Annotated in this window: 11 protein-coding genes; 9 read left to right on the top strand and 2 right to left on the bottom strand. The window is 61.7% G+C overall.

Features of this window, described 5'->3' with window-relative positions:
* Positions 1 to 978 precede the first annotated feature (978 nt).
* Both QF047_RS10605 and QF047_RS10600 read right to left on the bottom strand, forming a co-directional pair.
* On the bottom strand, positions 979 to 2022 hold the full coding sequence (locus QF047_RS10605) for a LacI family DNA-binding transcriptional regulator (RefSeq protein WP_307276563.1): 1044 nt from the start codon (positions 2020 to 2022) through the stop codon (positions 979 to 981).
* A gap of 40 nt (positions 2023 to 2062) precedes the next feature.
* The gene (locus QF047_RS10600) at positions 2063 to 2647 is read right to left on the bottom strand and encodes a DUF624 domain-containing protein (protein ID WP_307276560.1); all 585 of its coding nucleotides are present in this window, start codon (positions 2645 to 2647) and stop codon (positions 2063 to 2065) included.
* 201 nt (positions 2648 to 2848) lie between these two features.
* Here QF047_RS10600 and QF047_RS10595 point away from each other — a divergent pair, with 201 nt between their 5' ends.
* From QF047_RS10595 to QF047_RS10555, 9 genes are all read left to right on the top strand, one after another.
* A complete protein-coding gene (locus QF047_RS10595; protein WP_307276558.1) occupies positions 2849 to 4126 on the top strand; it encodes an extracellular solute-binding protein in 1278 nt (425 codons plus the stop codon).
* The gene (locus tag QF047_RS10590; protein ID WP_307276555.1) at positions 4123 to 5082 is read left to right on the top strand and encodes a carbohydrate ABC transporter permease; all 960 of its coding nucleotides are present in this window, start codon (positions 4123 to 4125) and stop codon (positions 5080 to 5082) included. The genes QF047_RS10595 and QF047_RS10590 overlap by 4 nt, the downstream gene beginning before the upstream one ends.
* Positions 5072 to 5941, top strand: a complete 870-nt coding sequence (locus QF047_RS10585; protein ID WP_307276552.1) for a carbohydrate ABC transporter permease — start codon at positions 5072 to 5074, stop codon at positions 5939 to 5941. The genes QF047_RS10590 and QF047_RS10585 overlap by 11 nt, the downstream gene beginning before the upstream one ends.
* Before the next feature lie 23 nt (positions 5942 to 5964).
* Positions 5965 to 6813 (top strand): sugar phosphate isomerase/epimerase, encoded by an 849-nt coding sequence (locus QF047_RS10580; RefSeq protein WP_307276549.1) that lies wholly within the window; start codon positions 5965 to 5967, stop codon positions 6811 to 6813.
* Complete coding sequence (locus QF047_RS10575; protein WP_307276546.1) at positions 6810 to 7859, top strand: hydroxyacid dehydrogenase; 1050 nt, start codon at positions 6810 to 6812, stop codon at positions 7857 to 7859. Before QF047_RS10580 ends, QF047_RS10575 begins: the two co-directional genes overlap by 4 nt.
* 2 nt (positions 7860 to 7861) lie before the next feature.
* Complete coding sequence (locus QF047_RS10570; protein WP_307276543.1) at positions 7862 to 9961, top strand: glycoside hydrolase family 36 protein; 2100 nt, start codon at positions 7862 to 7864, stop codon at positions 9959 to 9961.
* A 98-nt stretch (positions 9962 to 10059) separates the two neighbouring features.
* Positions 10060 to 11343 (top strand): mannose-6-phosphate isomerase, class I, encoded by a 1284-nt coding sequence (gene manA, locus QF047_RS10565; protein WP_307276539.1) that lies wholly within the window; start codon positions 10060 to 10062, stop codon positions 11341 to 11343.
* Between the two features lie 18 nt (positions 11344 to 11361).
* On the top strand, positions 11362 to 12315 hold the full coding sequence (locus QF047_RS10560; protein ID WP_307276537.1) for an N-acetylglucosamine kinase: 954 nt from the start codon (positions 11362 to 11364) through the stop codon (positions 12313 to 12315).
* A 74-nt stretch (positions 12316 to 12389) separates the two neighbouring features.
* Positions 12390 to 14318, top strand: a complete 1929-nt coding sequence (locus QF047_RS10555) for a glycoside hydrolase family 127 protein (RefSeq protein WP_307276534.1) — start codon at positions 12390 to 12392, stop codon at positions 14316 to 14318.
* The last annotated feature ends 87 nt before the right edge of the window (positions 14319 to 14405 follow it).

The following is a 14405-nucleotide window of genomic DNA, read 5'->3' as shown; positions in this document are numbered from 1 at the left end:
CCGGAATCGCGATGCGCTCCGACAACCTCCCCCGCAGCTACCGCGCCGGCGCCAGCCTCTCCGCCACCCTCGTATGGATCAAATCAGACTCGATCAACAGGGCCTAGTAGCGCCTCAGAAACTTGAAGCTTCTAAGACACCCGAACGGGCTAGGCACCGCGCAGCCACTCCCTGTGAGTTGCAGCGGTGATGGCGTGGTTTCCGCAGCGCTTTGTAGCGGAGCGGCAAGTCCCGTAAGCCCATCGGCATACGGCCAGTGCACACCCCACATGCCGTGCGAGAAGACGTATTGTGGTCCGCATGTCCGTCCTCGTTGAAGTCATCGCGGCTGTAGTCCAGGGCGTTCTCGAAGCCGTAGGTGATCTGCTTTTGCACCGTAACTCAGGCGATCATCAGGACGAAGAGTGATCTGAATCAGGCTGGTGGAGCTCCCAGATTCCCATTAACCTGTGGCCTGGATGTGAATAATCCGGGCGCTCCCTCGCGAGGTGCGCCGTGCGCCATATAACAGTGTGAAAACACCGCCAGCTATTGCTGAATGCGAATCGTTCGGTCCCCGCTTCCCCCAGGTCAGCGATGCCTTCGTGAACTGTCCCGTTAGGGAGTTCGGCTTACGGCACCAAGGGTGACAAATAGCGCTGCGAAAATGCGGCCACTTACGCTGCGATTCACACCCATTGCAATCCTTGCGCGTCTCATCGAATCAGTCGCACCGCAGCGTTTCACAAGTCCTCAAGGTTAGCGAGACACTTCGCACGTACCCGATCCGCTGTCCAGTCACCGGAGCCTCCAACCCTTGCCCTGTCAGGTTGAGTGCCAGGCTCGTCCCAGAAGAAAGTCAAGGCGTCCGGCCCCCATTCGTCAGGTTGGGGTGTGGTCTAGCTGGACCATTTCGCCTGAGTTGGTTCCGGACCTGAGTCCAGTTACATAGGGGTCGCGTACGCCTGTGGACGTACCGACAGTTGCCCTGCACGGCGCTCACCGGGAGGGGGAGGCTACTGGCCGCAGACCTGGTGCGGCGGTGGACTCTCTTTCCAGAAGTTGGGGTCGGACCGTTGAGTCAGCAATGTCCTCCGCTCCGGACAGCTGCTGTTGGAGCAAACGGAAGGCTCTAACACCGAGGTCCTTGAAGTCGGGTGAGACTGTGCTCAGGGCGGGCCATGTGAACTCGCTGAAGGGCTGGTTGTCCCAGCCGATGATGGAAACCTCGTCGGGAACCGCTACTCCTTTCTCGGTTAGTGCGCGGAGGGCTGCGAGAGCGAGTCCGTCATTTGAGCAGAAGACAGCTGTTATTCCTGGGTCGGCGGCGATCCGGAGTCCTTGCTCGTAGCCCGATCTCGGAGCGCGCGAGGCTTCGAGTACAGGCGGCGGTTTGATGCCGGCATCCGAGAGTGCATCGTGCCATCCTTGGTATCGCCCCGAGAACTGGGTCAGGGGATAAAGGCCCAGGTGATGGACTGTTGAGTGTCCCAGGTCGAGCAGGTGTTGCGTGGCCTCGCGTCCGGCTGCGTACTCATCAATGAACGCGTAGGGAAATCCGGGCTGGCCAGCTGAGAACCCGGATGCGGCGACAGTGAGTATGCTCTTCGGCAGTTGCTTAAGCACCTCTGCGCCTGATGGATCGAAGTCGAGGACGATGATCCCCGCAAGCTGCTGTTGCAGGGCTATTTCGAGCGCGGCCTTCACATCCTGGTCTTCTGAAGATTTCACGGCCGATATCACGACGGAATAGCCTGCTCCCTGCGCCACCTCCTCGATGCCGGCCAGCGTGTTGGCGTAGCCATAGGTGGAGGTGCTGGCAGCAAAGATCGCAATCATCGATCGTTCGCCGCTCTTGAGTGCTCTGGCTAGTGAGCTCGGCCGGTAATTCAGCTCTTCGATCGCAGCCAACACCCTCTGCCGACGCTCCTCGCTGACCGGGATGTTTCCGGTTAAAACGCGCGAGACTGTTGGTACGGAGACACCCGCAAGGCGGGCCACGTCGGCGATCACCGGTTGGCGGGAATCTTTCGTAATTCTCATGTCCGTCCTTGCCGTTCCAATTTGAGCTTCATGGGGAAGGTTATCCCGTGGCGCCCTGGTGGGCGCGCATTTGTTGGCGGACCAGAAGCCAAGCGAGAAAGGCAGGGACTAATCCGCTGCCCAGTGGAATCAACGTCGGCAGGCGGAAGGCCAGAAGCAGCCAGGTGCTCAAGACAACCACACAGCCGGCAAGGGGCAGGGCCTTAGCCAGCATCAGACCCCGAATCGAAATCAAAAGTTCCCGGCCTGTGACGTCATCCTCAGCAACCATGGACACTGCCAACAGTGCCACGTAAGCCGCGGCCGCAATGCCACAGATCGGGATGATTACGCACAGTGCCAGCACGCCGGCAGCCCCTGGCGTTGCGAGCCAGAACAATATGGAGAAGACAGCAGCAGCAGTGGCTACCGGCACGGCCAAGCCCAGGTATCCAAGACGGGACCAGGCCCAGGAGAACTCCCGGAAGAAAGACCGGGCCAACCCGGGGCGCTCTTCGATGACCGCCTTGCGCAAGGCGCGCTGCAGAGCGACGGCCGCAGGAACCATGGTGAAAAGCGGAAGGCTGACGAGCAGGAACAGGACCTGCAGCAAAAGGGTGTCCCCGACCGTTTCCAAAGCAGCCATCACTGCTGCACTTCGTGGTCTGCGCCTTTGCTGTTCCATAACTTCCATTCACTGTCTGCAGCATCATTGCCGGGGGAGCGGCGCCGCTTTACGTCTCATCATCCTATTGAATGACCATTGTGACTTGCGCCTCTGATATCGATATCATACACTCAATGCAGCGCCATCCAACGCCGGATGGCTACATCAGGAGGATTTGATATGGCACGTCGACGTGCAGGATTTCTCGCGCTGGCAGTCGCCGGCACCCTGGCCCTTGGAGCCTGTGGCTCCGGGGGCGCATCTACTGCCCCCGCTTCGAACCCCGCTGAGGTGACAGGGACTCTTCGGGTCCTGGTTCCCAGCTACCCAGCCAGCAACGAAGGTAAAGCCGAGCTTGAGAAGGTAGTGGCATCCTTCAAGACGAAGTACCCGCAGGTAACTGTTGAACCTGACTTTGCCACCTTCGACACCCTCAACCAGAAAATCTCCACTTCCATCGCTGGAGGCCAGGGATACGACGTCCTGGTGACCGGGATCGGCTGGGTACCTCCGTTTGCCGCCAAGAACGTCTTTGAAGACCTCTCAACGTTCGGCGCCACCGCCGAATCGCTGGGCAAATCGACGAACCCCGCCCTCGTCCCGGCTTCGGAATACAAGGGCAAGGTGTACGCCGTTCCGTTGATCGCCGGGCCCAAGCCTTTGGCCCTGCGCAAATCACTCTTCGAGAAGGCGGGTCTTGATCCGTCAAAGCCGCCGACAACCATGGCCGAAATCAAGACCGCTGCCGAGAAGCTCACCGTCAAGGATGCCGCCGGGAACATCACCCAGGCAGGCTTTGACTTCTGGGCCGCGCCGGGTGGCTACCGCCAGGACTTTGTTGCTCTGCTCGGTTCCTTGGGCAAGCCCCTGTACAACACCGACGGTGAGGCAGAGTTCGCCGGTTCCGAGGGCGTTCAGACCCTTGAATGGATGAAGGGCATGGTGAACAACGTGCAGAAGTACGGCGCGCAGAACGCCGCGAAATCCCCGCTGGTCAACACGGGCGAAGCTGCCATGGGGTTCACCGGCGGATATATTGACTGCTCGGACAAGGGCGTAGGCAAGGCCGTCTGTGACGACCTCGTTTACTTCAACGTCGAAGACAAGGAAGGCTCCATGTTCACCGGCGGCCAGCTTGCCTCCGTGGGTAAGAGCAGCAAGCTTAAGTCAGCGGCGTGGGACTTCATCCAGGAGCTGAGCAAGCCAGAGGCTGAAGCCGGCATCGCGACTCTGAACTTCGCGGTACCAGCAGGCAAGGACGCCGCGGAGTCGCCGGTCGTAAAGTCCAACCCCGCAAGCACGTTCGTGGCCGCAAACCTCGACGACGCCAAGTTTGAGGGCGGAGCCGCAAACTGGCTCGAATTGCGTGGGACGTTTGGAACAAGCCTTGACGATGCCCTTCTGGGTAAGAAGTCAGTCGAGGAAACGCTCAAGGCTCTGGAGCAGCAGTCAAAGTGAGCACTCTCAAAGAGACCAAACCAGCGGTGCGCGCGGCGGGGGCGGCTAACACCCGCGCCGCGCGCCCTGCGGGGCGGAAGTCACGTCTTACCCGACAGCAGTCCCGCGCCGGTTGGCTGCTCCTGGCACCGGCCCTGCTGCACTCGACATTCTTTCTCGCCGTGCCCGCCCTCGCCGCAATCTTCCTGAGCTTCACGAACTACGATTTTTCCGGCGCCTGGCAGATGATCGGCACGGAAAACTACGTCGAGCTGTTCCAGGACGCCCGCTTCCAAGCGGCGTTCCGCAACACCATCCTTTACACCGTCGTCGTCGTTCCGCTGTCCATGGTTTTGGCTCTGATCATAGCGCTGGGACTAAACCAAAAGATCCGAGGCCTCGGTTTCTTCAGGACGGTCTACTACCTGCCCGTCGTGACCGCGACCGTGGCGGTCGCCTCGGTGTGGCTCTGGATCTACCACCCCAGCGCCGGCCTGGCCAACGCCGTAGGGAGCCTCTTCGGGCTGACCCGCTCTGAGTGGCTGAATGACCCCGCCACAGCCCTGCCTGCTCTGATGGCCGTCGGCATCTGGCAAGGACTGGGTGCCAAGATGATCGTCTATTTGGCGGCTCTGCAGGGCGTCTCCAACGAACTGCTTGAGGCCGCGAACCTGGATGGCGCCAATCGCTGGCAGGTTTTCCGCAACGTCATCTGGCCCGCCCTCGGCCCGGCCCACTATTTCGTGCTGATCACCGCCATCGTTCAGACGTTCCAGGTCTTCGACCTTGTCTTCGTCATGACCAAGGGCGGTCCGGTCAATTCCACCACCGTGCTGACCTTCGACATCTACAACAACGCCTTTGAAGGCCTCCGCCTCGGTTACGCCTCGGCCGAAACGGTGATCATGCTCATACTCGTCGCTGCCTTCATCTACCTGGGTGGTCGTTCACAAAGGAAAAACCAGGATGCGCAGTAAGAATCTCACGCCGGGGCGCGTAGTCCTCTATGTCGTACTCTCACTGGGCAGTCTGCTCATGGTCGGCCCGTTCATCTGGATGATCCTCACCGCGCTCAAATCAAACAGCGAAGTTAGCACGTTCTCCTGGCTGCCCACGGAATTCCACTGGTCCAACTTCGTGGAGGCCATGGACGCAGCACCATTCCTCCGCTATTTCTGGAACAGCCTGGTCCTTACCCTTGGGGAAACCGCGCTGACGCTGGTTTTCTGCACCATGGCCGGATACGCGTTGGCAAAAGCTCCGATCCGCGGCGCAAAGGGAATCCTGAACTATTTCATCGCCTTGATGATGGTTCCCTTCCAGATCATTCTGGTGCCGTTGTTCCTGCTGGTGAAGTCCATTCCCCTCTTTGGCGGCAATGACATCCTCGGGATGGGCGGAACCGGGTGGCTCAACACCTGGTGGGCTCTGATCATTCCCTTGGCGATCGCACCGCTCTATACCTTCCTGGCCCGCCAGTTCTACGTCACGCTTCCTTCCGAGCTGGCCGACGCAGCGCGGGTGGACGGACTTGGAGAGTTCGGGATCTTCTTCCGGATCATGACGCCCCTGGTCAAGCCGGCCCTGGTCACCATCGGTGTCTTCCAGATTGAAGCGGCGTGGAACAGCTTCCTGTGGCCCCTCATCGTCACCAACTCAGATGAGCTCCGGCCCCTGCAAGTGGGGCTCGCGATCTTCTCGCAGGATCCTCTGAACGTGCAATGGCCCTACCTCATGGCCGGCGCTACGCTCGCCACGCTGCCCATGATCATCCTGTTCATCTTTGCCCAGAAACGTTTCGTTGAAGGCATGGCCAGTGCAGGCCTCAAGGGCTGACCCTTCCAAACAAGAGGAACAACATGATCACGCCGTCAGCCTCAACGCTGGGCGCACCCGGAGTACCCCTGGACGTCATCCTGGCATGGTTGCAACAACACCGGATCCATGGCATCGAACTGCGGTTCGCACCGGGGGAAATCGCCGACCCGGGCTTGGGTACTGCGGCCCGGAACGAGCTCCGGCGCCGAATTCAGGCAGCAGGTGCGCAGGTCACGGGCATCGCTAGTTACGTGAAGGTCGCTGCCCCCGGTGCCGATGAAAGTGTCGTCGCCGAGCTCATCCAGGCAATCGACTTCGCCAGGGATCTCGGGGCGCCAATGGTCCGGGTATTCCCCGGCGCAGACACCGGGCCCGCCGCCTTCACCGAAGTCCCGCCCCTGGTGGAATCACGTGCAGAGGTGGATGAGCGGGCGGCAGGAAGGCTCAGTGCCGTCACCTCCTACGCGGCTGGTCTCGGCGTCCTTCCGGTGCTGGAGACCCACGATTCCCACCCCACCGGAAAGGACGTCGCAGGGATTCTGAACCGGGTAGATGGACCCGTGGGGGTGGTATGGGATGTGCTGCATCCCTGGCGTGTAGGCGAACCGCTGGACGAGACGTGGAACACGCTCCAGCCCTGGCTGACGGCCGGCCGCGGCTGCCTCCAGATCAAAGACGCCGACATGCCCGCCAGCAGTGCACCCCTGCCCATCGGCGAGGGTTCATTGCCGACCGAGGAGTTTGGCCAACTGCTGGTCCGCAACGAATACCGCGGCCCGGTCACTCTTGAATGGGAAAAGGCCTGGTACCCGCAGGCGGCGCAACTGGACATCGCACTGGATTCCGTCCGGGCGTGGCTCGACAGACATTGGGAAAAGGACATCAATTGAGTGCAGCACTGCACAGCACCACCGCGTCAGGAACGCCTGTGTTCAGGCCCAAAGTGGCCCTGGCAATGCAGGATGCCGACCTGCGGGACGCCCTGTTTTCCAAACGCCTCCGCAGCCGGCTCGAATCGATCTGCGACTGCGACTTCAGCATGGTCATCCAGGACTTCGACACGACGCCCGACGAAGCCATCCGAGACGTCGATGTTCTCCTCACCGGTTGGTTCTCTCCCCGCATCGACGCAACGGTTCTTGCCCGCATGCCCCGGCTCAAGCTCATTGCCCACGCAGGCGGAAGCGTCAAGGGCCATGTCCTGCCGGAATGCTGGGAACAAGGCATCATCGTGACAACGGCTGCAGAAGCCAACGCATTGCCCGTGGCCGAATACACCCTCGGGCTCATCCTCCTGGCAGGAAAGTCAGCGATCACTGCCAGCCACCTCTACAGGCAGCGCCAAACCAAGATTGACCGGGAGCTGGAGTTCCCGGACACCGGCAACTACGAGCGGGCCATCGGAATCGTCGGAGCCTCCACCATCGGAAGGCTGGTCCTTGAACGCCTGCGGCCCTTTGATTTTGATGTCACCGTGTATGACCCAACGATCAGCGACACCGAAGCGCTCCGGCTGGGCGCCCGCCGGGTAAGCCTGGATGAACTTATGCGCTGCAGCGACATCGTGTCCCTGCACGCGCCGGTTCTGCCAGAGACCCTGCACATGATCGGTCCCGCCCAGCTTGCCGCCATGAAGGACGGCTCGACCCTGATCAACACGGCCCGGGGGGAACTCGTGGACCACAACGCACTGGTTGCTGAGCTGGAAGCAGGCCGGCTCAATGCTTTCCTGGACGTCACTTCTCCGGAGCCCTTGCCCGCCGGCCACCCGTTGTTTACCCTCCCCAACGTCCTGCTGACACCCCATATTGCCGGTTCGATGGGTACCGAGCTGCACCGCTTGGCAGCCTACGCGATCGATGAAATTGAACGTTACGCCGCAGCCGCCCCGCAGAGGTTCCCGGTCAGCCTGACCGACCTGGTGAGGATGGCATAGCAATGGAAAACAACAGCTACATTGAATGGTCCAACGGCACCCTGCACGTGGCGCTGCGCATGGGAAGGGACAGCCCTGTCGGCGTCGCATACCTGCACCCGGCCGAAGCTCCTCCGGCACCGCTGGCTTCCGGTCCTGCACTGGTGGAAATCCTCACCGTGGAGGAGGGAAGAGCCAGAACCAGCCAACGGTACGCCGAATCCACCGTCGGTAAACGCCTCAGGTACGTCAGTCACGCCGCCGCATCGGAGGGCAGTTGGAACATCCTCACAGTGCTCCAGCGCGACACTGAAACCGGCCTGGAAGCAAGAACTGTCCTCCGCGCAGCCGACGGCGCAAGCACGGTACAGGCCGTGACGACCGTCCGCAACACCGGACTCAAACGCGTCGCGCTTCAGGCCGTCACCACATTGGCCCTCCCACTCCTGGCCGGACACCAGCCTGCCGAGGCCACAAGTTTGCAGCTCGCCTCGGCCACCTCACAGTGGCTGGGCGAAAACCAATGGACCCTGAAGGACCTGCGCCGGTCCCTGCCGGATTTGAACCTGGGCCTTCACGAACAGGACCAGCGCGGGCATCTGCTTCGCGCTTCGACCTCTTCCTGGTCCACTGGGGGGCCTTTGCCCACAGCGGCACTGGTTGACGCCGACGACCAGTGGTGCTGGATGTGGCAGGTCGAACACAACGGGGGATGGGCCTGGGAACTAAGTGAGACCCGTGACGCCCTCGGCCTCGCCCTGCTCGGCCCGACAGATGATCAACACAACTGGCTCCATTCCCTAGAGCCCGGCGACGAATTCACTACCGTCCCAGCCGCCCTGGCCATCAGCCGGGACGGTCTGCAGGGGGCGCTTGCCCAGATGACCGCGCACCGCCGGGCGCTCCGGGGCCCCATTTTTTCGGGCCGGCCGCCCGTGATCTACAACGACTTCATGAACACCCTGATGGGGGATCCGAGCACCGAAAGGCTCCTTCCGCTGGTCGCAGCTGCCGCTGACGCCGGTGCTGACATCTTCTGCATTGACGCCGGCTGGTACGACGACACAACCGACTGGTGGGACGCTGTGGGGGAGTGGCAGCCCTCAACTGCACGGTTCCCCAACGGTCTCTCCGAGGTCACTGACGCCATCAGCTCCGCAGGCATGGGTGTCGGGCTCTGGCTGGAACCGGAAGTGGTGGGCGTCCGAAGCCCCATGGCCGTATCTCTCCCCAAAGAGGCATTCCTTCAGCGCCGTGGTGTCCGGGTGGTAGAACACGGCCGGTACCACTTGGACTTCAGGCATCCGGCAGCGAGAGCCCACCTCGACGAGACCGTGGACAGACTCGTGGAAGACTTCAGCACGGTCTATTTCAAGCTCGACTACAACATCACCGCCGGTACCGGAACTGATCTCGGCACCAGCTCCTCCGGCGCGGGCCTGCTCGGACATAACCGGGCCTACCTTGACTGGCTGGACGGTGTGAAAGCACGCCATCCCCAGGTAATCATCGAAAACTGTGCCTCCGGTGCGATGCGGCAGGACTATGCGCTGCTGGCACGCCTTGACCTTCAGTCGACCTCGGACCAGCAGGATCCGCTGCTGTATCCGCCCATCGCAGCCAACGCCTTCCTCAGCGTCCTTCCCGAGCAGGCAGCCAACTGGGCCTACCCTCAGCCCGAAATGGACGACGAGGAAATACGGTTCACCATGGCAACCGGGATGCTCGGCCGGATGTGCCTCTCGGGCTTCCTCGACAGGATGACAACCAGCCAGTTGGCGTTGGTAAGCGAAGCCGTATCAGCGCACAAGGAAATACTGCCGGAGATCCAAACCTCCACCGCGTTCTATCCGTCAGGAATACCCCTGTGGAATGACCAGTGGTTATCCGTGGGACTCCGGGCTCCTGCAAGGGACTTGGTGACCGTCTGGCAGCGCGGTCATGCACAGAACGAACTGCCCCTGCACCTGCCCCGTTGGGCCGGACAGGAAATCACAGTTCTCTGGCTGGGATCGGGCAAGGGTTTCGAGACGAAGTGGGACCCCTCCGGGTACTTGTTCCTCTCCGCGACATCAGGGACCGGACACCCTTACGCAGCGACCTTCACTGTGCAAGCTGCATAGGGCACGCCTGCACGGGTGAAACCCAATAGTTGACGACTCCCTCCCACCGCTAAACCCGTCCGCGCCATTTGCGGTTCCTGGTTCCGAGAGAAGAAGCTATGTACAAACTGAACAACCGGATCAGGGATTACGCCTGGGGTTCCACGACACTCATCGCTGACTACCTTGGCCGCACACCCTCAGGTGCCCCTGAGGCGGAGATGTGGATCGGCGCCCATCCAGGAGCGCCGTCAGTGGCAGTCCTGGACACCGGCTGCGAATGCTTGAATGAGTTGATTGGTGCTGATCCGGAAGGCCTGCTGGGGCCGGACAGCCACGCCGCCTTCGGGAGCACACTGCCTTTCCTGATGAAGGTGCTGGCGGCTGAGTCTCCACTGTCACTTCAGGTACACCCGACACGGGAACAGGCCGCGTCCGGCTTCGCAGCCGAAGATGCTCTCGGCGTCCCGAAAGATGCCCAAACACGCAACTACAAGGACCCTAACCACAAGCCCGAGATGATTCTGGCCCTCACGGACTTCGAGGCCTTGTGCGGGTTCCGCCCTGCAAGTGAGACCAAAGCGGTTTTCGACGCGCTTGTGACCTTTTTCAGGGAGACAGGGGCCGAAATCCCCGAGGTCCTGCAGCAGGCCAGCTCCGCTCTTGCCAGCGCCGAGGACCCAACTGCTATCCGTCAAACCTTCACCGGACTGATCAGGGGCGGCGATGAAGTCTCCGGTGCGGTTGACGCCGTGGCGGCGCTGCTAGGCTCGGCGATCCCCGAGGGTCCCCACACCGCGGCTTTGAAAACGGCGCTGGAGCTCAGTGAAGCGTATCCAGGGGACCCTGGGGTTTTGATATCCCTGATGCTAAACAGGGTTTCCCTTCGTCCAAACGAGGCCGTTTACCTGCCTGCCGGGAACATTCACGCCTATCTGCACGGTTTGGGCATCGAAGTCATGGCTTCCTCCGATAACGTGCTGCGCGGCGGACTAACCGCCAAGCACATTGACGTTGAAGAACTGTTGAGAACAGTCGACTTCACGCCCCTGCCCGTTCCAAGACTTGCCGCAACTTCTCCCGCAGAAGGGCACCTGATCTGGCAACCTCCCTTCGACGAGTTCCAATTGCAGCGGATCGAGCTGGAACCCCGAACCCCAAGCATGGAGCTTCCAGCAGGGCTTCCGGTGCTTGTCTTAGTGGCCTCCGGCAGTGGCCTGCTAGACACCAGACTGCAGACATTGGAACTGGGGAAAGGCGACAGCGCTTTTGTCGGAGCCAATGAAAACCCTATTACGTTGCGGGCAGGCAGCACGGAACCACTGGTTGCCTTCGTCGCTACCACAGGGATCCAGCAAGCGATACCCCATTCACGGCCCGCCCGCCCTTCGACCAATCCGTAACGACACGGCAGGCATGATATGACCAACTCAGCGAACTCCCTGTTCACCGCCGACGGGGTCCCTACGGCCAGTGGCGCAACCGGCGCCTTGATCGGCTTGGATATCGGTGGCACCAAGACTCACGGCGTGCGGTTCGAAAATGGCGTGCCTGTCGCCGACAGTATCGCCGGCAGTGCCAACATCCAGAACGTCAGCCGGGAAGCTGCCCATGCCCACCTCGCAGAGCTTTTCGCGGATATTGGCTACGAAGACGTCGGGGAGGTATACGCCGGTGCCGGCGGAATCGACACGGAAGCCGATGCCGAAGCCCTAAAAGCTCTCATCGCCCCTTTCGCACCGCAAGCCCTGACCACCGTCGTCCACGACTCCCGGCTGCTGCTGGCAGCAGGCGGTGTCAGCAGCGGAGTGGCCGTCATCGCCGGGACGGGGTCAGCGGCTTGGGGACGGAATCCGCGCGGAGTCGAGGCACGGGCAGGGGGCTGGGGATACCTGCTGGGAGACGAAGGAAGCGGATATTGGCTCGGCCGGGAAGCTGTCCGCCACAGCCTGCGCAGAATGAACCAAGGCTACGAAGCGGACGCCCTCACACGGAGTCTCCTCCGCGCATGCGATCTGGATCATCCGAATCAACTGATCGCGCTGTTCCATTCGGCGGGCACAGGACGGCGGTACTGGGCGCAGCAGGCACGTCTGGTAGTAGACGCCGCTGACGCTGGACACGTTCCTAGTCAGAAGATGCTTGACCGTGCCGGGCAGGATCTCGGTGATATGACAGCGCAAACGCTGTCTCAATTGGGCATTACCGGACCAGTGGTTCTGGGCGGAGGCCTTGGCATGCACGTACCGCGGCTTCAATCAGCTTTTCGTGAAGCCTTGGCCAAGGACGGAATAACCGATGTCCGCCCGGTTACCCAAGCCCCTGTCTTCGGTGTCACCCAGCTCGTCGCCGAACATCTGGCGAGGTTGGCCTAGCAATACCGTAATTTCTCGCTCCTCAAACATTGTCAAAAATTTAGTCCGCCGCGTTGAAGCGGCATGGAGGTCCTATGCAAACCGTTCACGCTCCCGCAACAGAAACGATCCCGGTCGCCCCCTCGACGGGTGTTCTTTCGCCACTGCCCCTGCCGGCTGTATCCCTGTCGGGAGGCTTCTGGGGGGAACGCCAGGAACTGAACCGCGCCGCCATCATTCCCCATGGCGTCTCCTGGGTCACCCGGCTTGACTGGCTGGGCAACCTTGAGAAGGCGGCTGGCAAGGAAAAGTACGAGCACCGAGGACGGGAATTCGCCGACTCTGAAATCTACAAGCTGATCGAAGCCATGTCCTGGGAACACGCCCGCTCCGGCGCAACCGAACTCGACGAGGTTCTGGACGCGTTCATCGATAAGCTGGCCGAAGCCCAGGACCCAGACGGCTACGTCCACACCTTGTTTGGCAGGCCCTGGCAGCAGCCACGCTACTCGGATTTCAAGTGGGGCCATGAACTTTACTGCTTCGGCCATCTTATTCAGGCCGCAGTAGCCAACCACCGTGCCACGGGAGCAACAAAACTACTGGACGTTGCCCGGAAACTGGCCGACCACGTCTGCACCATGTTCGGCCCCGATGGGCTGGATAAAGTATGCGGGCACGCCGAGATCGAGGTAGCCCTCGTGGAGCTGTACCGGGTCACCTACGAACGGCGCTACCTGGACCAGGCCAAGACCTTCATCGAGCGCAGAGGCACCGGAACGCTGCCCCTCTTCGAATTCGGCCAGGCCTACTGGCAGGACGACACGCCCGTCCGCGCGGCCACCGTCCTGCGCGGCCATGCCGTCCGTGCCCTGTACCTCGCCGCCGGCGCCGTCGACGTTGCGGTTGAAACCAACGACACCGAACTCCTGGACGCCCTGAAGCTCCAATGGAGCAACACCGTCGCCCGCCGCACCTACATCACCGGCGGAATGGGCTCACACCACATGGACGAGGCCTACGGGGAAGACTTCGTGCTCCCGCCGGACCGCTCGTACTGCGAAACATGCGCAGGCGTCGCCTCCATCATGTTTAGCTGGCGCCTGCTGCTGGCAACCGGTGACCCGCAATACGCGGACCTGATCGAGCGGACCCTATACAACGTTGTGGCGACCTCCCCCTCCGCCGACGGCAAGTCCTTTTTCTACGCCAACACCCTGCATCAGCGCTCCACCGCGGGGGAAGCACCATTGAACGAGGACGGCGTCTGTATCCGCGGAGGCTCCAGCGGCCGTGAAGCATGGTTCGAAGTGTCCTGCTGCCCGCCCAACGTCGCTCGGACTCTGGCAAGTCTCAGCTCCTACGTCGCAACCACTGACACTGCCGGTGTGCAAATCCACCAGTACGCCGCAGGACGCATCCGCGCCGAACTGGGCCCCGGCGCCCTGGTCCTGGATGTGGAAACCGACTACCCAACCACCGGTAGCATCAAGATCACCGTGGTCGAAGCGCCAGATTCGCCGGTCAGCATCAGCCTGCGGATCCCCGGCTGGGCAACAGGAGCGACAATGGACGCCGGCGAGGGCGCGCAGCCTTCCGTACCTGGCACAGCCACAGTCACCAAGGCTTTCCTGACCGGGCAGGAAATCAGTCTGAAACTGCCCATGGAGCCCAGGTTCTCCTGGCCCGATGACCGCATTGACGCTGTCCGCGGCTGCGTTGCCGTCGAACGCGGCCCCGAAGTCTTCGCCTTGGAATCCGTTGACCTGCCGGCCGGATGGGAGCTCACCGACGCCCACATCGACACAGCGGCTGGCCTCGGTGAGAAGGACGGCACCGTCACCGTACAACTGGCCCCACTGCAACGGGAGCCATCAAACCGTTCATGGCCCTTCGCAGGCGAGTATGACACGCCTGCTGGTCCCACGCGCGCGGTGGCATTGATCCCTTACCACTCCTGGGCCGAACGCGGCAGCTCGACCATGAGGATATGGATCCCGGTACACACCCCGGTCATTCCCTAAGACTTAAAGCCGGCCGGTGTGACTTGAACAACACACCGGCCTGCCTTACGGTAGTTCGTGATATCGATTTCATTCCGGGGTTTTCCT

The sequence above is a fragment of the Arthrobacter sp. W4I7 genome, assembly GCF_030816215.1.
Taxonomy (GTDB): domain Bacteria; phylum Actinomycetota; class Actinomycetes; order Actinomycetales; family Micrococcaceae; genus Arthrobacter; species Arthrobacter siccitolerans_A.
This window is presented reverse-complemented; position numbering and strand designations above follow the sequence as displayed.